The sequence below is a fragment of the Streptomyces sp. NBC_01232 genome (assembly GCF_035989885.1).
Classification (GTDB): Bacteria; Actinomycetota; Actinomycetes; order Streptomycetales; family Streptomycetaceae; genus Streptomyces.
Genome location: NZ_CP108518.1, coordinates 625,261 through 647,295, shown reverse-complemented (window position 1 = coordinate 647,295; position 22,035 = coordinate 625,261). Strand labels below are relative to the sequence as shown.

The window sequence follows — 22,035 nt, the reverse complement described above, 5'->3', positions numbered from 1 at the left end:
TTGGGCAGTGGCGTCACGGTTACTCATCCTCATCTGATGACTCGATGGACTGGAGGGAGGGGCCGGTACCGGATCTCTTCTCGCCGCTGAACGCCTCCCACATCAAGCCCGGCTGCCGGGCCGCGCTCCCGGGCTTCGAGGGGAAGGCGGTCGGGGCGACGGGGGGCTGGGGGGCCGTGCGGACGACGGGCGTCGGGACGGGCGATTCCCGTCGCCGCTGCGGCAGCCCGTTCGCGGTCTGCCCGACCTCGACGGAATCTCCTGCGGTCTCCCGCACCATCGTCGGCCTCGGCAGGATCGGAGCGCCCGTGCGCCTCGGCGCGAACGGCTGGACTTTCTGGGGTTGTTGCTCGACGGTGGTGATCAGGCGTCGCGGCACGAGCACCACGGCCCGTACGCCGCCGTATGCGGAGGGGCGCAGATCGACCTCGAGGCCGTTCTCGCGGGCCAGCCGGCTGACGACGGGCAGGCCGAGCTGGGTCGCCTCGCCCAGGTCGGACAGGTCCAGGCTGGAGGACCCCTGTGCCATCACGCGGTCGATGCGCTGCCGGACCTCTTCGGTGAGCCCCACCCCGCGGTCCTCGATCTCGATGGCGATGCCGGACGGCACCTCGCTCGCGCTCACCTCGACCGGGGTGTGCGGAGGCGAGAAGGTGGTGGCGTTGTCGAGGAGTTCGGCCAGCAGGTGGATGAGGGGCTCGGCCCCCTGGCCGATGACGGCGACCTCCGTGACCGACTGCAGCTTGACGCGGGGGTAGTCCACGATGCGCGACATGGCGCCCCGTACGACGTCGTAGAGCGGGATCGCCTTCGACCACTGACGGCCGGGCCGTGCGTCGCCCAGGACCGCGACACTGGCCGCGAGGCGCCCGATCAGGGCGTTGCGGTGGTCGATGGCCTGCAGACCGTGGGAGACGACGATGTCCGTCCCGTGCAGGATCTGCATGTCACGGAGGTCCTTGGCGAGCTGGTGGACGATCGCCTGGACGCGGCGCGCGATCGCCACCAGGGCCCGCTGGGAGGAGTCGCGCGTCTGCTCCTCGGCCTCGACCGCTTCCAGGAGCGTGCGCAGAGCCGCGCGGAGGGCTTCGGCGAACTCGATGTCGAGGTGGTCCCCGAACGTGACGGCCTGCAGGATCTCCGAGGCAGGGTCACCCTTCTGCATCCGGGCGACGGCCGCGGGGAGCAGCTCCTCCGCGAGCCATACCGTGGTGGCCCGCTGGTCCGACAGGCGTCCGAACAGCGCTGCTTCGCGTTGCGCGTAGTACTGGTGGACATCGGCAGTCACCCGCGCGTGCCGGGCCTGCTCCGCCGCGCGCGCCCGGCGTGCCGTCTCGGCCGAGGTGATGGCAGTCAGGACGACCGCGACGAGACCGCACCAGGCAACCGGCGTACGTATCTGCGCGGGGACGAAGATCAGCGCTATGCCGCATGCACCGGCCAGAAGGCCGGGAGGGATGAGCCATGCCGGAGCCATTGCACGTGGCAGGCCTCCAGGGGTTGAACCGGTACGAACCATCGAGGGGTCCCTAAACAGTCTGGATTGAGTGGACTGGGGGTGGTGCGGCGCGGTGACGGGAGCGGACGGGGCATCGCCCGGCCGGGCGCGAGTGAGGTCATGGGTGCCCCCGACAGGTCGGTTCGAGATCGCATCGGTGGTCACGCCTCCCTGCGGCCGGGCTCTCCATCCGCGCGCGACACTGCTTCGCTCACTCACCGTGAGTGCGGCGCAACACGCAGGGGAGAATAGTCAGTTCGGGTACACCATGTGACCTTGCAGTAACGGGAACCGCCGCGTTGACCGACCTGGGCCCAGAATTGATCGATCTCTGTCAGGACGCACACGGGTGAACGCATGGAATCGACCGGATCTGGCAGCCTGCCGGCCGCGGCTCCGCGCCCCGGCGTCGGCCGCCTCCTTCGGCGGGGCGTCCACGTGCCGGGTCCGTCGGCGCGGGTGCCGGCCCGGGCGTGTGCTCTCGTCATCGGCCGGAACGCGAGCGGGCCGGACGCGGTGGGCGGAGGGGGCGGCAGGGCGGGCGCTGGGCGCGGCGCCGGCCGGGGGCCGTGCGGCACATGGTCAACGACCCGCCGTCGCGGTTCCCCCGTTGGGGCGACAACCGCCAACTCCCGTTGACGGCTGTGTTCATCGGCGCCCGCGCGGTCAGGCCAGGGTGACGTCTGCGCCGTACGCGGCCGTGTCCCGGTAAGGGGCGTACGGAGCTCGGTGGTGGTTCCGGAAGCCCTGTCCGCGAGCGCGGCGTTGCGCTCGGCCGGGGCCTTCGCGAACGCGCCCGTCGGCCCGGGAAAACGCCGCTCCGCGCCCTCTGAGCCAGTGGCATGATGCCCGGGGCGGGGGACGGGCGACCGAGGGTGAGGCGGGGGACATGGGGGAGGCGCTGGACGCGGTGGACTGGCAGGCGCTGGAGGGGGCGGGGCCGGACCGACCGGCCACCGACGTACCGAAGGTGCTGCGCCGGATCGCCCGGGCGGACGCCTCCACCGATCCGGAGGTGGTGCAGCGGGCGTACTGCGACCTGCAGCGCCTCCTCCCGGCCCCGGCGCGGCCGGGCACCGACGTGGCGACGGCCGCACTGCCGTTCCTGGTGGATCTCGCCCTCGCCCCGCGGACCCCCGCACGGCACGACCTGGTCGACCTGCTGGCGTACCTGGCCGGCCACGGGGAGGGCGGGGAGGCCGACTCCGTTCGGGAGGCGGCCTGGCAGCGGCAGTGGCCCCGTCTGCGGAGGCTGTTCGACGACGGGGATCCCGTGGTGCGGCGGGCCGCGCTGCAGCTGGTCGCCGACCGGACCGGGCCCCTGCTCGAGCGATGGCACCGGGAGACGGACCGCTCCGTCCGGGTGCCCCTCCTGCTGGCGCTCGGCCGGGCCGCGGCCGAAGAGGACCCGACGCGGTCCGGGCGCGCCGAGGTACGGGCCGTGCTGGACGACGCCCTCCACGGCGGAGATCCGGTGCTGCGGGTGGCAGCCGTGATCGCCGCAGCGCCCATGGACCCGCAGTCGGTGCTCCGCGCCGGCCCCATGCTTGTGGAGATCCTCACCGATCCCGTGGTCGCCCCGGAGTTCGGGGCCGTCTGGTACACCCTGGACCACGAGTTCTCGTACGAGCGCAACGATGTCGTGGCCCGGGTCGTACAGCTGCTGGAGCCCGACACGGCGGCGGCGACCTCGTTCGTGGCCGCGCTGGCCGAGGCAGGGAGCCGGATCGGCGACGCGGAGCTGCGCCGGTGCGCGCTGGACGAGGCGTGGGGACTCGTGCTGACCAGGCCCTCCGCGGAAGAGGCCGTACTGGCGCTCGCGGCGGGGCTGTTGGCCGACCCGTACGACGACGTGCGCTACAAGGCCGCGCATCTGCTGGCGGTGCTCGGCCGCAGGGCGGCCCCGTACGCCGACCGGCTCGCCGCCCTCCTCGACGACGCCGGGGAATCGGAGTTCTTCGACGGCACCGTCGGTGACCACGCGCGGTGGGCCCTGACCCGGATCGGGGACCCTCGCGCCCTGCCGGATCTCGTCGAGCGGCTCGTCGCGCCCTACCGGGACATGCTGGGCCGCGGCTATGGCCAGAGCGACCCGCGGCAGCCGGACGTCGCCGACGTCCTCCGGCCGCTGCGCGCACACCGCGGAGTGCTTCTGCCGGCGGTACGAGAAGCCCTGCGGGACGAGGTCGCCTGCGCGGGCTGGCTGGTCGGGGACCTGCGGGAGGTACTCCGCGCCTGGGGGGAGAGCCCGCTGCTGCCCGGTGAGCCCGAATCGTCGTACGCGCAGCCGTGGGAAGCGCCGTGGCCGGAACCGGCGCAGGCGGAGGCGACGGTGCTGGCGTACGCCGCCGACGGGCAGTGGCACTGGACGTTCCCCACCGCCCTCGACGCGCTCACCCGCCGCGGAGACCTCGCCCCGCCCGTCCGGGAGGCACTCACGGCACTCGTGGCCGCGGACCGCCGTCTCTCGGAGTACGGCGACTACCGGGCGTTCCTCCAGGACGAGCAGATCCGCGCATGGATCGACCGGATGCCGACGCTGCCGTAGTGGCGCCGCCCCCGCGGACGGTCCCGGGCGGGGTCGAGACCGTCGGGGCAGGCCGGCCCGCTCGGCAGGAGATGCCTCGGGCTCACCTGTTGCGCAGGGCCCGGCGGATCCCGTACAGGGCGAGAAGCAGCACGATGACGACGACCAGGACGATCAAGAGATTCTTGAACAGCCCGCTCGTCTTCTTCTTGCTCTTCTTCTTGCCCTTCTTGTTCCCGGTGGTGGCCCGGACCTGGGACGACGTCGGTGCGTGGAGCCCGGTCGCCACGCCGGCGCCGGCGAGCAGCCCGCTCTGCGGGAGCGCGGCGGCGGCGAGGGCCTGCCGGGCGGTCGGAGCGGTCGCCGAGGCGGTTGCCGCAGGGCCCAGGAGCAGCCCGGCGAGCACGAAGAGCGGGACGAGTGCCGTCGCGGCGGTCGGGCGCTTCCTCGGATTGCTGTGCGTTGTCACTGTCTCCCCTGTTCTCCCCTGCCCCGGCCGGGACCGGCGGGATCCGGATGGCCGTGGCTCGGAAGCATCGTCGCCGCGTTCGACCTTCCCGGCAAGGACATGAGCCGTGCGAGATCGGTCCGGAGTGCAGCCCACGGCGTTCTGTTACGCGGCCATGACATTCAGATGCTTTTGAACACGCTCAATGATCGCTAGATTCTTGAACATGATCAAAATTGAGTACGGGGCATGGGTGCGCGAGTTCGAGGCAGAGCGGGAGCGCCGAGCGGCCGTGGGCGACCCCGACTGGGGGAAGGGTGCGCAGCTGTCGCCCGAGATCGTCCGCAGCATCCAGAAGTTCCAGGTCGGCGAGGACGGCGACGGCTCCGCGCTCTGCGGCAAGGCCGACCTCGCGGGTGATCCGGTCTACTCCGAGGCGGTCCGGCTCTTCATTGCCGAGGAACAGAACCACGCGCGGATGCTGAAGCTGCTGCTGGCGGCCGGCGGGGCCGACACCCTCGACGGGCACTGGAGCGACGCCGCCCTCGTCCGGGTCCGGCGGCTGCTCGGGCTGCGGGTGGAGCTGCTGGTGCTGATGATCGCCGAGGTGGTGGCCCTGGGCTACTACCGGGCCCTGCGCGACGGCGCCGCCGACCCGCTGATCTCCGAGGTCGCGGGCCGGATCCTGGCGGACGAGGAGCGGCACGTGCCCTTCCACTGCCTGCGCCTGCGGGAGGGGCTCGCGGGACTGCCCCGGCCCGCCCGCCGGGCGGTGACGGCAGGGTGGCGCGGACTGCTCGGCGCCGCCGCCGCCCTGGTCGCAGTGGACCACGGACCGGCGCTGCGGGCCCTCGGGGTGGGCCGCGGCGCGTTCGTCGCGCAGACCCTGCGCTCCTCCGGGTGGATGGCCCGCGCGATGTCGGGCGGCCCGGTTCCCGCCCCGGCGGGTGCGGGGCTGGGGGCGGGCGTCTGACCCGCTCGCCCGGGCCTGCCGTGCGGGCCGCCGTGCGGGACTGCCGCCCGGGGCCGCCGCCCGGAGGCCGTGCCCGGACGGGCTGCGGACCGCGATCCGAGAGGGCTCAGGCCCGGCGTGCGACTGCCGCCAGGGTGTCCTTGACCTCCTGCACCACGCGGGCGGCGTCCTCGGGGTTGTGCACCACATCCGTGTGGTTCATGTCGATGACGAGGACCTCGCTGGCCGAGTAGTGCTTGTGCACCCAGTCGTCGTAGCCCGACCACAGCGTCCGGTAGTAGTCGACGAGACCCTTGTCCTGTTCGAAATCGCGGCCCCGCAGCCCGATGCGGTGCAGCACCGTCTCGAAGTCCGCCTTCAGATAGACCATGAGGTCGGGGGCCTTGCGGTACGGCAGGCCGTCGATCTCGCGCATCATCTCGTTGAGCAGCCCCTCGTACACCCGCATCTCGAGGGAGCTGATCCGGCCCAGGTCGTGATTGACCTTGGCGAAGTACCAGTCCTCGTAGATGGACCGGTCGAGGACGTTGTCGCCCTGCTTGTACGCCTCCTTGATCGAGGCGAACCGCGTCTGCAGGAAGTAGAGCTGGAGCAGGAAGGGGTAGCGCTTCGCCTGGATCTCCTCGGGGCTCGCCGTGTAGAAGAGCGGGAGGATCGGGTTGTCGTCCACGCTCTCGTAGAAGACCTCGCTGCCCAGCTCCTTGGCGATCAGCTCGGCCACACTGGTCTTGCCGATGCCGATCATGCCTCCGACGCAGATCACTGGCATACCTCACTTCTCCCTGGGGGTCTTCTGTTCGTGGGCGGGTGAGCCGGGCGTCCCGTATCGATGAGACGCACAGCGGCGGTCATGCGATTCCCGTGATCTTCATGACCGGCGTGACCGGCGTGGCGTGGTCCCCGTCCGGACCAAGGCCCTGACAAGGGCCGCTCTCCTCGACCGGCCCGACCGTTCCGCAGTCGCCGCGCACGGCGACGAGCCCCGGCCCTGCGGCCGCCCTGAATCTTAAATGACGATCAGCCTCATGCATGCAGAGCGTTACGGAGCTCACCGGAGAGGCCCGGAGAGGTGCTACTTCTTCGCCGCGTCGTCGGCATTGCGCCAGACCGTCAGGTCGACGGTGATGAACCTGGTCTCGTCCTTCGCGCCCGACCTGCTGCGGAAGGTCGCCAGCGTGATGTGGCCGGCCTTGCTCAGCACGCAGACCTGCGACCCGTCCGTGAGCTGGTCGAGCCCGAGCTTCTCGGTGAAGCGGGTCACGGAACGGCAGGTCTCCAGGGAGCCCTTCTCGGAGTTGTTCAGCAGGACGAGCTTGCCGTTCGCGGTGCCGAACTTCTCGTCCCCGAACAGGGTGTCCCGGTAGTAGAAGAGGTCCCCGTGCCCGTAGAGCACCCCGGCGCCGGTCGGCTCCTCGGCCGGGCGCGGCGGGTTGTCCGCGAACATCAGCTGGTGGTTCTGGGGCATCTCGATGCCCTGGTACGAGACCGGCTGCGGGTCGGGCCGCTGCTGCGAGCTGCCCGAAGAGGAACCGCCGCCGGACGCCTTGTCGCCGCCGCCCTTGCCGGTGCCGTCCGGCAGCAGGGACCCGAGGACCACGAGCCCTACGACCGCCGCTGCGACCGTGCCGATGACGATCAGCCCCGTCCGCCTGGGGCGCGGCGGAGCGGGCGGACCGGGAGCGAAGCCCTGGGTGTGGAACGGCGGCGGCGTGCTGTGGCCCGGGGTGTACGTGGGCTGCGTGTACGGGGGTTGGTTGTACTGCGGCTGCGGCTGCGCCTGCGGCTGCGGGTACGAAGGCTGCGCGTACGGGGGCGGCGTCCGGTAACCCGGCGGCACGGTCCCCGGAGCTCCCGGCGCGGGAGGCCGCGGAGCCGGAGCCGCCTGCGTCGGCGCTGCGGCCACACCGGTCGGCGTGAACCCGGGCGCGGCGGCGGGCGCCGGAGGGGACTGCGGCGAGACCTCGGTCGGAGTCGGAGTCGGAGCCGGAGCCTGAGCCGCAGGGGCCGTCGGCGCGACCGTCGGTGGCTGCGGCGGCGGGGTGGGCGCCGGTGCCGGCAGCTGCAAACGCTCGGTGATGGAACCGGCGACGGCCTGCGGCAGCCAGTCCTCGCCCTGGCGCAGCGGGGCCTCCGAGGCCGCGTTGCACAGCTCGATGACCTCGGTCAGGGTCGGCCGGTCGGCCGGGTCGCGGCTGAGGCAGCGGGTCACCACCGGCCGCAGCTCCTCGGGCAGGGCGCTGAGGTCGGGGTCCTCGTGCACGATCCGGTAGAGCACCGCGTGCGAGGGCCCGTCGCCGAAGACGGACGCCCCGATGGCGGTGAAGGCCGCGATCTGCCCGAGGGCGAAGACATCGGTGGCCGGGGTGACCGTGCCGGCCGAGGCCTGTTCGGGGGCCATGAAGGCCGGGGTGCCGACACTGACGCCCGTACTGGTCAGGGCGGTGGAGTCGGCGGCCCGGGCGATGCCGAAATCGATCACGCGCGGGCCGTCCGAGGCGAGCAGCACATTGGCGGGCTTGAGGTCGCGATGCACGATGCCCGCGCCGTGGATGACATGCAGGGCCTCGGCGACCCCGACGGTCAGCAGCAGCACGCTGCGCACCGGCAGGGCGCCGTGCCGGGCCACGGCGTGGGCGAGCGAGGGGCCGGGTACGTAGGCCGTGGCCAGCCAGGGCTGGGCGCCCTCGGTGTCCGAGTCGATGACCGGTGCCGTGTAGAGCCCCTGGACCCGTTCCGCGGACCGTACCTCCTGCTGGAAGCGCCGCCGGAACTCGGGGTCCTCACTGAACTCGGGCCGGATCACCTTGATGGCGATGGGCCGGCCGCCCGGCGTGTAGGAGAGATAGACCTTGCCCATGCCGCCCGCGCCCAGCACGGCCGCCAGGCGGTAGCCGCCCACGACGGCCGGGTCGTCCGCCTTGAGCGGCTGGAAGAAGCCGGCGGAAGGTGCACTGCCCATGGGGGACCCATCTCTGATTGCCGCGATTCGGCACCTGCCGGCGCCCCGAAGTCAACCGAGAGCGTACCCAATGGCCGGACCGTCCCCGCCCCGGACCGTCCCCGGACCACCCGTCCGTCCCCGGGAGTTGGCGGTCCTGCACTTCCGGCAGCCGTCCCTCCCGGACGGACCGGCCGGCCGCTACCAGCCGAAGCGGCGGTTGACCACGGCCGCGAACTCCTCGAACGTCAGCATGCGGTCGCCGTTCTGGTCGGCCGCGTCGAAGAGGGCCGAGGATTCGTGGGTGTCCCCGACGCCCCAGAAGGGGATCGCCCCCTGCGCCGCGAGGGTCGGACCCTTGGAGCGCAGGGCCCCGATGACCTCGGCGCGGGTCAGAGTGCCGTCCTGGTCGAGGTCGAGGGCATCGAACAGGCGCCGGGCCTTCTCACTCATCACGTGGTCCTCTCAGAGGTGCACGCACCGCCTCCCGGGCGGCGCGTTCTGCCCGGGAGGACGCTGTGGGCCCCTGCGGGGTTGCCTCACCGGTGTCGGTTTCGGCGGGGCCGGGCGTGCTCATGGATGGCTCCCGGACCCCCGGCGGTTGAAGGGCAGCCTGCCGAGTACGACCGCCATCCCGCAGGTGTTGGTGAGCGCGGAGAAGACCAGGCCGCCCCCGATCGCCGCGGACAGCAGTGCGAGCGCGGGGTGGAGGAGCTGCGCGAGGGCCAGGCCGAGCAGCACGGTGACGCCCGCGGCGAAGCGGACCTGGCGTTCCATCGCCCAGACGGTCCGTGCGCGGGAGCCCTCCGGGTACTGGAGCCCGTGGCCCTCGGCGGTCCAGGCCTGGGTACCGCCCGTGAGGCTCGACGCGGGGATGCCGTGGGAGGCCAGGGCTTCGGCGGCGTTCTCCGATCGGGCACCGGAGGCGCACACCACGAGCAGGGGCCTGCGTGCGGCGGCCCGCCGAAGCTCCGGCAGGCTCCGTGTGAGGCGGTCGAGGGGGACGTTGACGGCGTCCGGCAGATGGCCGGACGCGAACTCGCCCGGGGTGCGGACGTCGACGACGGTCAGTGCGCGCAGCCGCGGGTGGGCCTGGCTGACGTCGAGGAGGGTGGGAACGCTCATGGCGGACCTGGTCCTTGGCAGAGGGGGAGGGGAGAAGGGCTCGGCGGTGCGCCGACGCGTGGTCCGGCGCGATGTGCGACGCCGTCGTCATGCCGGGGATGTTAGGCACTGAGGGAGGCCCCGGCCACGGTCCGGCCCACCTCGCCACGAGACCGCCACACGGCGGCAACAACCAGCGGAAACGACCTGCGGCAGCAACCTGCGGCGGGGACGACGGCGGGGACGGCGCGCGTCGGGGGGACCCCCGTCCCTGCACCCGTCCCGAGCCCGTCCCGCACGCGACTACCCGAACGAGTGAACGGTCACCAGGAGGCGACGAGGTCGCTCGTTGACGAGGTCACCCCTTCACCAGGTGACGTGCAGGGCCTGCGGTGAGCGGTGGATCAGCGTGGGCCGCATCCGGGGCCGTGGACGGGCCCGGTCCAGTCGCAGATCCGGCATGCGGCGGACGAACAGCTCCAGTGTCAGACGGAGTTGCTCGCGGGCCAGCTGGGAACCGGGGCAGCCGTGGGGCCCGTACCCGAAGGCGACGTGCTGCCGGTTCCCGGGCCGGGTGATGTCGAACTCACCTGCTCGTTCGTATCGTTCACCGTCGCGGTTGGCCGAACCGTACGCGACCAGCACGGCGGCCCCTGCGGGCAGTTTCGTTCCGGCGAGCGTGACCGGCCGGGTGGTGGTCCGGCGGAAGGCCTGGATGGCCGTGTCGTGCCGGACGGCTTCCTCCACCGCCGCCGGTACCAGGGACGGATCGGCGCGTAGCAGCTGCCACTGCCGCCGGTCGCCGAGCAGGTGCATCAGCATGGTGCCGATGAGGGCGCTCGCGGTGAGGAATCCGGCGATCAGCAGGTTCTGCAGGCTCGTCACCAGTTCGTGACGCTGTTCGAGCGTGAGCTCGGCGTCACCGGGGGCCAGGGCGGCCACCATGGTCGAGCACATGTCGTCCCGGGGGTGGTCGCGCCGGTCGCGGACGTACCCGTCGAGCAGGTGCTGGAGCGCGACCACGTCCTCGGCGGCGGCGACCTGCCCCTTTGGCGACAGGGGACGGAACAGCAGTTCCTCGGCCCGGTAGCCGCCGTGTACTGCCGCGGGCACGTCGGCGGGGTCGAGCCCGATCAGCCGTCCGACCACCATCCCGGGTAACTGCCGGGCGTACGCCTCCACCAACTCCGCGGCCCCGTCCGCCGCGAAGCCGTCCACCAACTCCTGCGCGCAGGTGCGGGCGTACGGGAGCAGCGCCGCCACCCGGGCGGCGGACAGTCCCCGGTTCAGCGGGGCCCGGTGCCGGCGGTGGGCAGCTCCGTCGGAGGACACGACGGTGGGCCGGGGTCCGAACCCACGCTGCAGGACGCCGAGCGCCGCCTCGGAGAGCGGGACGTCCGGCAGGAGGGCGTTGGCCGAGGAGAAGTCCTCCGCGCGCAGCAGCACTTCCCGTACGTCCGCGTCACGCGCCACCAGCCACGCGTCGAACTCGGGCACGTACGTCAGCCCCTCGGTCCTGCGGGCGCGGTCGTAGAGCGGATACGGGTCGCGGTACAGCTCGTCACGCCGCGCCTGGTCGTCGTGCCACGTCACTGGGACCTCCGGATCACGGTCGGGACCGGGCGGGGGGGACACCGCCGCGGGTGACCCCGCCGGTGCGCCGGGTCATCCTGCCCGAAAGCCGCCCGGCCCGGTAGGGCGCCTGCCGGCGGGCGGCATCGCCCGAGCGGCGACGAAGCACTCGCCGTGCCGCTCGGCCCGGTCGCCGGGGCGGCGACCAGGCCTGACGGCCCGCACGGATACGGCGAGTGCCGCCCGAGCGGCTACTCCGCCGTCGGCTCGACGTAGGTGGCGTCGAACCAGTCGAGGAACTCGCGGACAGTGCCGATCTTGGCGACTCGGGCGTGCAGGGCCTTCTGGTCGTGCCCGGACAGGAACCAGCCGCCTGCGACCTGCTCACCGCAGCCGCACCCGCACAGGCGGGTGTCGTGCGGGGAGTCGTAGTAGTTGATCGGATTGCGGGTCGGACCCACGGGAGGCGTCCCGCCGACGTAGGCGTCGTAGACCGGGTCGCCCGCCGTGAGGAACCTGCCCTCGACCGCCTTGCGGCCACCGGCCACCGGAACCAGCTTGTCGATCTCGATGGCCATGCGCACCTTGCCCTCGGAGGAGAGCAGCACGTACTGCTCCTTCTCGGCCCGCTCGCCGAGGACCCAGCAGCCCCGGTTGGCGCGGAAGAGTGCCTCGTCGCTCATGTCGGGGTCCCAGCCGACGTGATCGCGGCCCAGCTGGTCCTCCTGCGGGTCGACCGGGCGCTTTGCGCCGAGCGTGATGTGGATCATGGTTCGCCCCCCAATGGGTCAATACCCAAGGCCCCTTGGCCTGTTGACTGTCGAGAGTCTGGCAGGGTGTCGGGATACCTTCAACCCCCGGGGTGCTAGCTCTTCGATTATGTTGGGAGGGGGTGGGCGGGGAGTGGACAAGACCGGCGCGTTCACCGGAGCACGACCGTGACGCCGCGCCGTTCGAGGAGTTGCAGGATCTCCTCGAAGTAGGAGAGCCGGCCGAGCGGGTCCTCCACCACGTCCGCCAGCGCGCACCGCGCGACCTCGGAGTCGTGCCAGATCAGGGTGAAGGGCGGGGCCACCCCGAATCCACCGCCCAGGCAGTCCTTGAAGGCGTTCCACTCCCGGCCGAAGTAGCGGCCGGGCCCGAGCAGGGCCTCGGCGACCGCGCAGTGCAGCCCGGCGACATCCGTGATGAACCGGCCGTCGAGATGGTGCTCGCCCCCGGACCGGTCCGGCCGGGGCGCGGGCAGGCGCCAGGCGCGCGTGGTGAGTTCCAGCCACTCGGCCCGGCCCTGCGCGTCGTACGGCGCCCACAGGTTGGGCTCCGTCGGCGGGCCCTGGTACCACGCCGCCCAGACCGGGCGGACCGCCCGCAGTGGTCGATCCTCGCCGCCATCGGTGAGCGTGAGGTCCTCCAGCCCGTCACCGAGCACGGAAGGGCGCGCCCCGTCGACGGCCAGGCCCACGGTGCGGGAGGCCATCACGGCACCATGGCGATCCAGCACCAGGAGCTCGGCCGAGCTCCGTGCCCACCGGCGGGGCTGCTGTGTCCCCACGAGCAGCGGTTCCGCGGCCTCGCAGCCGATCAGCTCGAGCGGGACGGGGGCCGGGTCCGCACGTGGGACGAACAGGCCGTCCACGGCGGAGCATCGGCCCGCACTCGCGGCAGCGACCGTCGTTCCCCCGAAGAGCTCGAAGTGCGACGCCTCGGACGCTTCGAAGAAGCTCTCGTCGTTCCTCACGCCGGCGCCGAGCACGATGTCGTAGCGCCCCGGATCGGCCGGGTGCGGCTGGTGGGCCACCACGACCGCGTCGACGAGGGTCCACCACTGCACCGCCTGCTCGTCGTCCCAGACCTCGAGGCCCAGATCGCCCAGGCTCCGCAACGAGACGTCGGGCCCGGCCAGGGCGTCGCTCAGCAGCCCGTCGGGGCGACAGCCACGGAGGGTGAGAACCTCCCGCGGCGGCGGGACCGGGTCGACGAAGAGCCCTTCGACGCCCGCGCACCTCCCCCAGAGCTGTTCCACACCTTCTTCGTCCTCCTGGACCAGGAGGTACCTCACCGGGAAGGCCCGGTCCCATCCGGCGTGCTCCGCGATGCGCACCCAACCCCCGAACGTGCGAGCGACCTCCGGCCTACGATACGGGCCCTCCCGGCCCGGCCCGGCCCGGGCCGCGCGGGGAGCCGTCGTGCCGACGGGCGGGCCGCCCCGAGGCGCCGCCCCGCATGAGAAGTCGCTGTGATTCGGGAGAGCAGGACTTCGGACCCTTGCATGAAACGTGAACTACGGGAAACGTATCGCTGAACAAGGCCTCCACATGCGCCTGAGCGCGCCGCTCCTGCTCAGGGCACTCAGAACACCGGCAGTTGTTCATCAGCGCCGCACACCGAGGACGTACATGCAGGGAATACGCCGTCTTCCTGTTCCGGCCCGGCTGCGCAGATTCGCCCGGACAGTGCGTCGCCGCAGCGGGATCCCGCGTCAGCCGGGCCCCGCCGGGCCGGAGCGCACGGGCGACGGGCCCTCGCGGCGCGGCCGGGCCGCCGACCGTGAGGAGGAGCTGCTGGCGACGGTGCCGGGCCTGGTGCGCCACCGCGGCCGTCTCGCCCTGGTCCGGGACGACCTGCTCCCCGCCGATGCCCGCGACGCCAACCTCCGGTCGCTCGCCGAAGCGCTGGAGGCCGCCGACGTCCCCTACGGGCTCGTCCCCGACGGCCGGCTCACCCACCGGGTGGCCATCGCCCCGGGCGACCGGGCCGCCACGCTGAAGGCCTGTGCCGCAGCCTTCGCAGGAACCCCCCTCTACGCCCGACTCGTCATGGCCGACGGCGAGGCCGGGGACGTCCTGGCAGAGGACCTCCCGGCAGCCGTCGACGCCGTCGAGGGGGTCCCGGCCGACGGAGGCGACCGGCAGGCCGGTGGGTCCGCGCGGTCCGCCCGCGTCCGCGCCGTACGCCTCCACCATCCGGTCGTCACCTCCGGCCGTACCCTGGCTTACGGCCCCGAGACCGGCTGCGACCTGGAGTTCTGGGAGGCCCCGGACTCCGGCGAGGGTGCCCTGGCCACGCTGCGCGAGACCCCGTACGGCTGGTGGGTGCCCTCCCTGACGGCCTCGGCCGCCCGCCGGATCGGTGACCGGGACTACCCCGTCGTCGGCTGCTTCTCCGGTCGCTTCCCGGACGACATAGATTTTCCCGTCGACGCCGTGATCACCTGGGTGGACGCCGCCGACCCCGCGTGGCGCCGACGCAGGGACCGGGCCGCGGAGGCCGCGGCCGCCGGCACCGGCCGCCCCACGGGGATCGACCTCGCCGACAACCGGTACCGCGACCGCGGCGAGCTCCGGTACTGCCTGCGCTCCATCGCCGCCTACGCGCCCTGGATCCGGCACGTCTTCCTCGTCACCGACGACCAGGCCCCCGACTGGCTCGACACCTGTCATCCCCGCGTCACCGTCGTCGACCACCGCGAACTCGTGACGGACCCCGACGCTCCCGAGGTGTTCAACTCCCACGCCATCGAGAGCCGGCTGCACCGCATCCCGGGCCTTGCCGAGCACTTCGTCTACTTCAACGACGACATCTTCCTCGGCCGCCCCCAGCGCCCGCAGGACTACTTCCTGCCCTCCGGACTGCCCAAGGTGTTCCACGACCGGCGCGCCGTCGACCCCGGCAGCGGGGCCGGCGACGACGTGTTCACCGCCTCGCAGAAGGTCACCCGGCGGGCCGTCGAGGAGGCCGTCGGCCGCACCTATCCGCACATCCTGGCCCACACCCCCTACCCCCTCACCCGCTCCCTCTTCACCCGTACCGAGGAGCTCCTGCCCGGCCGGCTCGCCGCCACCGCCCGCTCGGTCTTCCGCAGCACGGACGACCTCGCCCCCATCACCCTCGCCTCGCACCTCGCACTCGCGGAGGGCCATGCGGTCGAGGGCCACCTCGCGCACGTCTACGTCAGCACCGCGCGCCACGACGTGACCGAGACGCTGCCGCCGCTGGCCGCAGAGCGCAGCAACGACGCCTTCTGTCTCGCCGACGACGAGGACGCGCCGACCGAGGCCGGAGCCGGAGCGAGGGACGGAGCGGGGGTCGGCCTGACCGCGAGGCAGCAGCACAACATCGTCGCCGCCTTCCTGGAGGCCTACTTCCCGGTGGCCTCGCCGTTCGAGAAGCGACAGCCACCCGGGACGGGGGACTGACCCCCCTACGACCCGGCCGGGGCGCGCCGAGGCGGGCCGGCCGGCCCCGGATCCGGTCCTGGCGCGGCATCCCGGCACAGGACTCCCGCCCAGGCGGCCCCGGCCGAGCGGCGACTATCGTGGACGGCGCCGCCGGTGCACTGCGCAGGGGCGGCGCGCCAGTGGTGGAGCGGGCGCCCGCAGTGTTCGGCCTCGTGACCGGACGGCACGCCGTGACCGGCCCCGGAACCGAGCAGGAGAAGCTAGTGACGCACAAGCCCGAGGACAACGCCGCCGAGAGACACGAGAGGTGGCTGCAGAAGGGCGTCGCGCTGCGCGCCTTCTTCTACATCTTCGGCACCCACCTGTTCGCCGGGTTCGTGTGGCTGCTGTTCTACCTGGGTCAGCACGCCCAGAAGTAGCCGCCGCCCGGGCTTCGCGGTGCAGATGGCGACGGACGCGAACAGGCCGTGCGCCGGTCGATGCCGGCATGCGCTGACGACCGCGCCCCCGAGGGCGCCGGCGCGGCGCATCGGGGCCGGAACCCCTCTTCGACGCCGGACGCCGGCGCCGCTTCGCACCGGGCGATATGGGTGTCGGCACGGATGGACGGGGCTCCTGGCGGGCGGCAGGCTGAGGCGGGGTATGGACTCACCGCAGATGCCGGGCCGTACAGGGCCATGGCCGAACCCTTCGCCCGGTGCGTGATGCGGGGGAGGCGATGCGTAAGGGGCGACGTGTGAGCGGGGTGCGGCAGCGGGCCGCGACACGACAGGGGGGCCACGCAGGTGGATCTGATACCGCAGCAGTCTCAACACCCGCGCAGAGCGGACGCGATGGTGGTCTGCGGCGACGACGCACTCGCCGTACGGCTGGCCGGTGAGCTCCAGGACATCTACCGCCAGCCCGTCACGCTCCTGCTGCCCGACGCCGCGGTGATCGGCCCCGTACCTCCTCGCACCACCAGGGTCGTCGAAGCCGAGACACCGGACGCCACCGCCCTCCGCGAGGCCGGCTGCGCCCGTGCCACGGCGGTGGCGCTCGCCTACGAGGACGACGAGGCCAACATCCGGGCGGCGCTGACAGCGCGCCGCATCAACCCGCGAGTGCGCCTGGTCATCCGCCTCTACAACCGCAAGCTCGGCCGCTACCTCGCCGAACTCCTCGACCAGGCAGCCGCCGTGGCCGGAGACCCGGCGAGCACGGCGGACTCGGCGACCGTGGTCCTCTCGGACGCCGACACGGCGGCTCCCGCACTCGCCGCCACCGTCGTCGCAGGAACCGGCAAGGTCCTCCAGGCCGACGGACTGCTCCTACGGGTCACCGAACGCACTCCGCGGCAGCGGCGGGAGACCACCGAGCCCAGCCTCTGCACCCTCGCCCTCCTTTCCTCCACCACGGACGACCCCGCCGGAGCCGAGGGATCGGACCGCAGCGGCCCCGCCGGCCCGCAACTCCTGCCCTCCGCCATGGAGGTCGCACAGTCCGCGCAGCGGGGCGCCGTCGTACTCGAAGCGGCCTCGTACACCGCCTCGTCCGCGCCACAGCGCCGGCTCGGCGCAGCCGCCCTGCCGGTGATGGAACTCTTCTCGCGCCGGGTCCGCTGGTCACTCGTCGGCTTCACCGCTGCCGTGATGGCCATCGCCGTCACCTCGTCCGTCACCACCGGCGATCACCCCGTCCATGCCGCCTACGTCACCCTCCTGGACCTGTTCTCCATCAACGACCCGGCGATCGGCGACCCGACCGAACGCCAGCTGCTCCAGCTCTTCACCGGCCTGATCGGACTGCTGCTCCTGCCGGTTCTGGTCGCCGCCGTCCTCGAAGCCCTGGGTTCCTTCCGCTCGGCCTCCGCCCTGCGCAGGCCACCGCGCGGCACGGCCGACCACGTCGTCCTCCTCGGCCTGGGCAAGGTCGGCACCCGCGTCCTGGCCCGGCTGCGCGAGCTCGGCATCCCCGTCGTCTGCGTCGAAGCCGATCCCGAAGCCCGGGGCATCGCCCTCGCCCGGAGCCTGCGTGTCCCCGTCGTCCTCGGTGACGTCACCGAGGAAGGCGTCCTGGAGGCCGCCCGGACCGACCGGGCCCACGCGCTCCTCGCGCTCACCAGCTCCGACACCACCAACCTCGAAGCCATCCTCTGCGCACGCACGATCACCCCCGACCTGCGCGTGGCCCTGCGCCTCTACGACGACGACTTCGCCACCGCCGCCCACCGCACCCTGCGCGCCGCCCACCCCCAGGCCGTCACCCGCAGCCGCAGCGTCACTTCCCTGGCCGCGCCGGCCTTCGCCAGCGCCATGATGGGACGCCGGATCCTGGGCGCCATACCGGTGGAACGCCGCGTCCTGCTCTTCGCCGCCGTCGACGTCGCCGGACTGTCCCACCTCGAAGGCCGCACCATCGCCGACACGTTCCGGCCGGGCCACTGGAGGATCCTCGCCCTGGACACCACCGACCCGGCCGACCGGCGACCCGACCTGCGCACCACCCGGCTCGACGGCCGCAGCCACGTCAGCGGTCTCCTCTTCGACCTCCACCCCGGCCACGTCCTCGGCCCCGAGGACCGGGTGATCATCTCCGCGACCCGGCAGGGCCTCGCCGAGCTGCTGGGAAGCGGACACGCCCTCGCCCCGGCCGACCGGGGCGAGCTGCTGTGACAGGGCCGACAGCTTGACCTCGACCTCGACCTCGACCGCGATTGCCGCGAGCAGCTCGCGGCCGTCTCACGCTCAGCTCATCGTCCGAGTGCGAACGACGCCCGTTCCCGCCACTCAGTGCCGTCGTGCACCATGAGTTCCACCGAAGAGACCCGAGCGGTGAACGGGAGCCTGCCGGTGAGGTCGGCCTCGATCTCCTTGAGGGCGGCGTCCTCCTGGCCCTGGGCGATCGTCAGGTGCGGCACGACCTCGGTGAACCGGCCCCGGTACGGAGGCGCCTCGGGCCACCGATCAGCGATCGCCCGTGTGAGCTGCCGCACCTGGGTGTCGGGCTCGGGAACGAGATACGACACCTCGGGGAAGCGTCCGCATCTCTCGAACCGCAGGGTGAAGGCTCGGTGGCCTCCCAGCACGTCCGCCAGTGCGGAGTGGACGGCCGGATCCAACCGGCTCTCGTCGAGAAACGGGTAGAGCACGGTCACATGGGCCGGAATCCCGGCCCGGGCGGAGTGGTCGAACCTCTCACGCCACCCGCGGACGGCCGACTCCGCCTCCGGAATCCGGATGATGAGCCCCGTCTGGCCTGCCTGAAACGTACTACCGCCCTCGTCCGTCATGACATCGCATGGTGTCACCTCTGCCGCCCGGTCGCGGCGGGGCGACCGCATCGCGCCGGTACGGCGCGCCCGGATCGGGCGCGGAGCGTGAAAAGATCACTACCTTGAGTGCCGAATGCTGTGGGGAGTGCAGATGTCCGAAGGATTGGTCCTGAAGGTCCAGCAGCTCGAGCAGATCTGGGCCGATGTCGAATCGAAGCTCGATCAGAGGCGTCGCGACGAGGTCGGGGACTACATCGCGAAGGCGAAGCAGGCCCTGAAGGACGGCAACGAGCCGGCCGGGTATTCGGCGGCGGACAGGGGTCTCACGGTCCTGAAGACGGCGCGCGTCTGACAGCCCGCCGCTCGCGGAGGACCGGCCGTCCGCTGCGAGGGTGCGTACGTGCGTGTGTACGCACCCTCCACGGGCTCTGACGATCAAGCCGCAGGGCTACAGCGCCATCAGACCGCTGACGGCGGTGATCAGCGCAGCGGCCGGCTGCGCGATGTCGGCCGCGCCCGCCACCAGGGCGCGCAGCCGTTCGAGCCGGGTCGGTGCCCGGCCGTCGGGGTCGCCGGTGGCCAGGTCGTCCGCCACGCCGTGGACGAGGGCGGCGGCTTCCTGCCGGTCGGCGTCGGCCAGGTCCCGGCTCGTCAGCACCAGCCGCAGCACCTGGACCAGTTCGGAGGCGCCGGGGCCGGTGCGGTGGTCGTTCTGGAAATCGCTGATGACCGTGTCCACCGGCTGGTTGATGAACGTGGTCCGGCCGTGGAAGTGGAAGTTGTTCTGCGTCATGGTGCGGGTCTCCTCGGCGCAGCCGGCGGCGATCTCGCCCAGCTCGCGGTTGATGTCGGCGGCGGCGGCGCGCACGCGGTCCAAGGCTGCGGAGCCCTCCGGGGTACCGGCCGGCAGCGCGCGGACCTGGTCGAAGGGGGAGCGCTGCTCGTCGTAGTGGTCCGACGGGCGCTTCAGCAGCTCGCGGGCCCGTTCAAGGGCCGCGGCGCGTTGCGGGGTCCCTTCGGGCCACTGCTCTGCCGCCTGGCAGGCCTCCTGCATCCGGCGGAAGGCGCTCTCGATGCCGGTGGCGTCCTCCCCGGCCGTCGCCCGGAACCCCGGAGCGCCGGGACGGACCGCGGCGTGCACCCGGGAGAAGAGGTGGCGCAGGTAGGCGGGACCGGTCGAAGTCAGCGGGAACACGGCCTTGTGCGGATCGCGGACGTCGTGGAACAGCACCAGGCACGGCAGCTGCGTGACGGCCACGCCCAGCTCGCGTGCCAGATCGTAGACGCGGTGGCGCTCGTAGGGCTTCCAGCGCAGCCAGCGAAGGGCCGCGAACGTTCGGTACGTCTCGTGGTCGAGGGTGTCGCGCCAGTACCGTTTCGCGGTACGCCATGCCGTGGGGCGTTCCACGACGAAGATGCGCAGGTCGGCACCTGACAGGGCATTGAGTTCGTCGAAGTACTCCCGGACGTAGCGGGCGAGCCCGGCATCGGCGTCGGTGTAGAGCAGCGCACCCCACAGCCCGGGCCGTCCACCGCCCGACGCCGCCGCGGCGTGGAGGACTGCCTGCATGTCCTGCGGACGCGGCACGGGCGCCAGTGCGTACGAGCGCTGCTGCGTGTGCAGGATGCACAGGACGACGACGTCGCCTGCCGCGAGGCCGGATTCCCGCACCGTCGCCCCGGGGTCCAGTGCGAGGCTGGCGAACAGGTCGGCCAGCCAGATGCGTTCGACGGTGCCGGCGCACCGGTTCTCCGCGACCAGGGTCAGCCCGTGCTCCCGGGCCGTCCGCAGCGCGCGGTCCTGTAACGCGGCGATGGTCAGCTCCGGCGGCGCGTCGAGGTCGACGTACTGCGCGAAGACCTCGTCGTGCACGAGCCGCCAGCGCCCCGGAGCCAGGTCCGCCACGTCCGGCCGGGCCGGCAACCCGATGCCGGGGAGCAGGAAGTGGGGGCGCTTGTGCGCCATGTTCTGCTCGCCGAGGGCTTTGACCAGCGCCGAGTTCAGACCGCGGTCGGAGACCCCCGTGATCCCGTCGCCCTCCAGGACCGTCAGCAACAGGCGCATGTCCGTCTCCTCAGCAACGCGAACCGGCCCCGGGGAACGCCCGTGCCGGGCACAGGACTCCCGTCGATGCCCAGCGGCACTCGTGCCCCCGGGCAGCCGATCATGCCCTCTCGACGCCTCTGCCCGTAGGCGCCCGTGTGCCGGACCACCCGGACGAGGGACGCGGAGGCCGGGGTCCGGTACGGGCCGGCCGAGGTTTGCGCCCGGTTCCCGTCGGCCGCGCCGCCGGCGCAGCGCTCCCGTCCGCCGATCAGCCGGTGCGGGCCTGCCCGAGCATCCGGCCGAGGACCGCCGCGGCCTGCTCCGGGTGTTCCTCCAGCCAGCTGCCGAGGTGTTCCCGGACGGCCCGGCCGACGCATTCGAGCACCTCGGTGTTGCCCAGCCCGCCGCGCGTGGATCCGAAGTATTCGGGGTGGTCCAGTTTCACCGACACGACTGCCGTCAGGCCTTCTTCGATCCGCTCGGAGCCCAGGTCGGGATCCGCCGCCGTCAGCAGCCCCCGCTGCCGCGCGTAGGTGTTGATCGCGGCGACCGACCCTCTGCGGAACCCTTCCATGTGCGTGCCGCCGTAGAAGGGGGTGGGGCGGCTGTTGGCGAAGCCGAGGATCCGGTTCACGGGGGAGGAGGACCATCGCATCGCGACTTCCACCGTGCCCGCCATGCCCGGGTCCTCCCGTTCGAACCCGATCACGTCCGGATGAACGGGCGCCCCTGCCCCCGCGTCAAGGAGGGCTACGAAGTCCCGCGCCCCGCCCGGGTACAGGTACCGCACGGACCGGGACCCGCCAGGAGGACGTTCGTCGGTCAGGGAGATGTCCAGGGACCGGTTCAGGAAGGCCAGTTCCCTGAAGCGTTCGGCCAGCGCGGCGAACGAGCACGCGGCCGTGTCGTCGAAGACGCCGGCGTCGGGCCGGAAGGTGATGGTGGTACCGCTGTCGGCCGCAGGGCCTGCGGTCGTGCGCGGGGTGACCGCGACGCCGCGCGCGTACTCCAGGACCTGGCGGACCCCGCCGCCGCGCACCTCGGCCGTCAGCCGGCTGGACAGCGCGTTGGCGGTGAGGAGCTCCGGCCCGATGCCCACCAGGCTCACGGCAGCGGCACGGCGGCCGGCGGGCGCCGTACCGGAAGGCATGCGGGTCAGTAGGGCTTCGAGGTCGGGGCCTTCGGCGTCACCGGCGGCGTCGCCCGGGGCTCCCGGCCGGTCGACGACGACACGTACACCGCCTTCTGGCGTGAGGAAGACGCCGACCGCACGGGCGCGGCCCGCCAGGGCCTCGTTGACGGCCTGGCCGGCCACGGTGAACACCATCTCGTGCAGGCCGCGCACGCCCGTCGAACCGACGTACATTCCGGGCCGCTTCCGGATGCGTTCCAGCTCCCCCATGGCCTGGCCGCGGTTGGTGTCATGCGTGATGTGCTCCTGGTCCACGAGGGCCCCCTCCGGTGGTGTCCAACTCTTCCCACAGCCTAGGAGTGATG

At 72.6% G+C, this 22,035-nt stretch carries 18 protein-coding genes; 6 read left to right on the top strand and 12 right to left on the bottom strand.

What is annotated here, in order from left to right; translation table 11 throughout:
* Positions 1-19: 19 nt before the first annotated feature.
* Entirely contained in the window at positions 20-1,477 is a 1,458-nt protein-coding gene (locus OG444_RS03110; RefSeq protein ID WP_327260611.1) for a sensor histidine kinase, read from the bottom strand.
* A 910-nt stretch (positions 1,478-2,387) separates the two neighbouring features.
* Between OG444_RS03110 and OG444_RS03105 the strand changes: the two genes are divergently transcribed.
* Positions 2,388-4,046: a hypothetical protein gene (locus OG444_RS03105; protein ID WP_327260610.1), complete on the top strand. Its 1,659-nt coding sequence runs from the start codon at positions 2,388-2,390 to the stop codon at positions 4,044-4,046.
* A gap of 82 nt (positions 4,047-4,128) precedes the next feature.
* On the opposite strand, the gene OG444_RS03100 is transcribed toward OG444_RS03105, so the two are convergent.
* A complete protein-coding gene (locus tag OG444_RS03100; protein WP_327260609.1) occupies positions 4,129-4,494 on the bottom strand; it encodes a hypothetical protein in 366 nt (121 codons plus the stop codon).
* A 205-nt stretch (positions 4,495-4,699) separates the two neighbouring features.
* Between OG444_RS03100 and OG444_RS03095 the strand changes: the two genes are divergently transcribed.
* Positions 4,700-5,446, top strand: a complete 747-nt coding sequence (locus OG444_RS03095; RefSeq protein ID WP_327260608.1) for a ferritin-like domain-containing protein — start codon at positions 4,700-4,702, stop codon at positions 5,444-5,446.
* Between the two features lie 106 nt (positions 5,447-5,552).
* On the opposite strand, the gene OG444_RS03090 is transcribed toward OG444_RS03095, so the two are convergent.
* The 7 genes from OG444_RS03090 to OG444_RS03060 form a co-directional block, all read right to left on the bottom strand.
* Positions 5,553-6,215, bottom strand: a complete 663-nt coding sequence (locus OG444_RS03090; RefSeq protein WP_327260607.1) for a deoxynucleoside kinase — start codon at positions 6,213-6,215, stop codon at positions 5,553-5,555.
* Positions 6,216-6,518: 303 nt separating this feature from the next.
* Positions 6,519-8,405, bottom strand: a complete 1,887-nt coding sequence (locus tag OG444_RS03085) for a serine/threonine-protein kinase (RefSeq protein WP_327260606.1) — start codon at positions 8,403-8,405, stop codon at positions 6,519-6,521.
* Positions 8,406-8,585: 180 nt separating this feature from the next.
* Positions 8,586-8,837 carry an EF-hand domain-containing protein gene (locus OG444_RS03080; RefSeq protein WP_327260605.1) on the bottom strand — a complete coding sequence of 84 codons (252 nt, stop codon included), beginning with the start codon at positions 8,835-8,837 and terminating at the stop codon, positions 8,586-8,588.
* Positions 8,838-8,957: 120 nt separating this feature from the next.
* Positions 8,958-9,509, bottom strand: a complete 552-nt coding sequence (locus OG444_RS03075) for a rhodanese-like domain-containing protein (RefSeq protein ID WP_327260604.1) — start codon at positions 9,507-9,509, stop codon at positions 8,958-8,960.
* 345 nt (positions 9,510-9,854) lie between these two features.
* Positions 9,855-11,081, bottom strand: coding sequence for a cytochrome P450 (locus OG444_RS03070; protein ID WP_327260603.1), 1,227 nt, complete (start codon positions 11,079-11,081; stop codon positions 9,855-9,857).
* A 230-nt stretch (positions 11,082-11,311) separates the two neighbouring features.
* Positions 11,312-11,830, bottom strand: coding sequence for a hypothetical protein (locus tag OG444_RS03065; protein ID WP_327260602.1), 519 nt, complete (start codon positions 11,828-11,830; stop codon positions 11,312-11,314).
* Between the two features lie 152 nt (positions 11,831-11,982).
* Positions 11,983-13,161 carry a barstar family protein gene (locus OG444_RS03060; RefSeq protein WP_327260601.1) on the bottom strand — a complete coding sequence of 393 codons (1,179 nt, stop codon included), beginning with the start codon at positions 13,159-13,161 and terminating at the stop codon, positions 11,983-11,985.
* 352 nt (positions 13,162-13,513) lie between these two features.
* Here OG444_RS03060 and OG444_RS03055 point away from each other — a divergent pair, with 352 nt between their 5' ends.
* From OG444_RS03055 to OG444_RS03045, 3 genes are all read left to right on the top strand, one after another.
* Positions 13,514-15,256, top strand: a complete 1,743-nt coding sequence (locus OG444_RS03055) for a Stealth CR1 domain-containing protein (protein WP_327260600.1) — start codon at positions 13,514-13,516, stop codon at positions 15,254-15,256.
* 293 nt (positions 15,257-15,549) lie between these two features.
* The gene (locus tag OG444_RS03050) at positions 15,550-15,657 is read left to right on the top strand and encodes a DUF6126 family protein (RefSeq protein ID WP_327266642.1); all 108 of its coding nucleotides are present in this window, start codon (positions 15,550-15,552) and stop codon (positions 15,655-15,657) included.
* Between the two features lie 414 nt (positions 15,658-16,071).
* Positions 16,072-17,892 (top strand): NAD-binding protein, encoded by a 1,821-nt coding sequence (locus OG444_RS03045; protein ID WP_327266641.1) that lies wholly within the window; start codon positions 16,072-16,074, stop codon positions 17,890-17,892.
* A 77-nt stretch (positions 17,893-17,969) separates the two neighbouring features.
* On the opposite strand, the gene OG444_RS03040 is transcribed toward OG444_RS03045, so the two are convergent.
* On the bottom strand, positions 17,970-18,509 hold the full coding sequence (locus OG444_RS03040; protein WP_327260599.1) for a 2'-5' RNA ligase family protein: 540 nt from the start codon (positions 18,507-18,509) through the stop codon (positions 17,970-17,972).
* Between the two features lie 133 nt (positions 18,510-18,642).
* Between OG444_RS03040 and OG444_RS03035 the strand changes: the two genes are divergently transcribed.
* The gene (locus OG444_RS03035) at positions 18,643-18,843 is read left to right on the top strand and encodes a hypothetical protein (protein ID WP_327260598.1); all 201 of its coding nucleotides are present in this window, start codon (positions 18,643-18,645) and stop codon (positions 18,841-18,843) included.
* 96 nt (positions 18,844-18,939) lie between these two features.
* Here OG444_RS03035 and OG444_RS03030 read toward each other — a convergent pair whose 3' ends face one another.
* Together OG444_RS03030 and OG444_RS03025 are read right to left on the bottom strand one after the other, a co-directional pair.
* Complete coding sequence (locus tag OG444_RS03030; RefSeq protein WP_327260597.1) at positions 18,940-20,556, bottom strand: hypothetical protein; 1,617 nt, start codon at positions 20,554-20,556, stop codon at positions 18,940-18,942.
* 250 nt (positions 20,557-20,806) lie between these two features.
* Positions 20,807-21,985: a DNA gyrase subunit B gene (locus OG444_RS03025; RefSeq protein ID WP_327260596.1), complete on the bottom strand. Its 1,179-nt coding sequence runs from the start codon at positions 21,983-21,985 to the stop codon at positions 20,807-20,809.
* Positions 21,986-22,035 lie beyond the last annotated feature (50 nt).

What these genes read in the sequence shown, in the direction of transcription:
- OG444_RS03065 (WP_327260602.1), bottom strand. Translation starts at nt 11,830, where the DNA reads ATGATCCACATCACGCTCGGCGCAAAGCGCCCGGTCGACCCGCAGGAG.
- OG444_RS03105 (WP_327260610.1), top strand. Translation starts at nt 2,388, where the DNA reads ATGGGGGAGGCGCTGGACGCGGTGGACTGGCAGGCGCTGGAGGGGGCG.
- OG444_RS03045 (WP_327266641.1), top strand. Translation starts at nt 16,072, where the DNA reads ATGGTGGTCTGCGGCGACGACGCACTCGCCGTACGGCTGGCCGGTGAG.
- OG444_RS03080 (WP_327260605.1), bottom strand. Translation starts at nt 8,837, where the DNA reads ATGAGTGAGAAGGCCCGGCGCCTGTTCGATGCCCTCGACCTCGACCAG.
- OG444_RS03075 (WP_327260604.1), bottom strand. Translation starts at nt 9,509, where the DNA reads ATGAGCGTTCCCACCCTCCTCGACGTCAGCCAGGCCCACCCGCGGCTG.
- OG444_RS03035 (WP_327260598.1), top strand. Translation starts at nt 18,643, where the DNA reads ATGTCCGAAGGATTGGTCCTGAAGGTCCAGCAGCTCGAGCAGATCTGG.
- OG444_RS03030 (WP_327260597.1), bottom strand. Translation starts at nt 20,556, where the DNA reads ATGCGCCTGTTGCTGACGGTCCTGGAGGGCGACGGGATCACGGGGGTC.
- OG444_RS03085 (WP_327260606.1), bottom strand. Translation starts at nt 8,405, where the DNA reads ATGGGCAGTGCACCTTCCGCCGGCTTCTTCCAGCCGCTCAAGGCGGAC.
- OG444_RS03095 (WP_327260608.1), top strand. Translation starts at nt 4,700, where the DNA reads ATGATCAAAATTGAGTACGGGGCATGGGTGCGCGAGTTCGAGGCAGAG.
- OG444_RS03090 (WP_327260607.1), bottom strand. Translation starts at nt 6,215, where the DNA reads ATGCCAGTGATCTGCGTCGGAGGCATGATCGGCATCGGCAAGACCAGT.
- OG444_RS03110 (WP_327260611.1), bottom strand. Translation starts at nt 1,477, where the DNA reads ATGGCTCCGGCATGGCTCATCCCTCCCGGCCTTCTGGCCGGTGCATGC.
- OG444_RS03040 (WP_327260599.1), bottom strand. Translation starts at nt 18,509, where the DNA reads ATGACGGACGAGGGCGGTAGTACGTTTCAGGCAGGCCAGACGGGGCTC.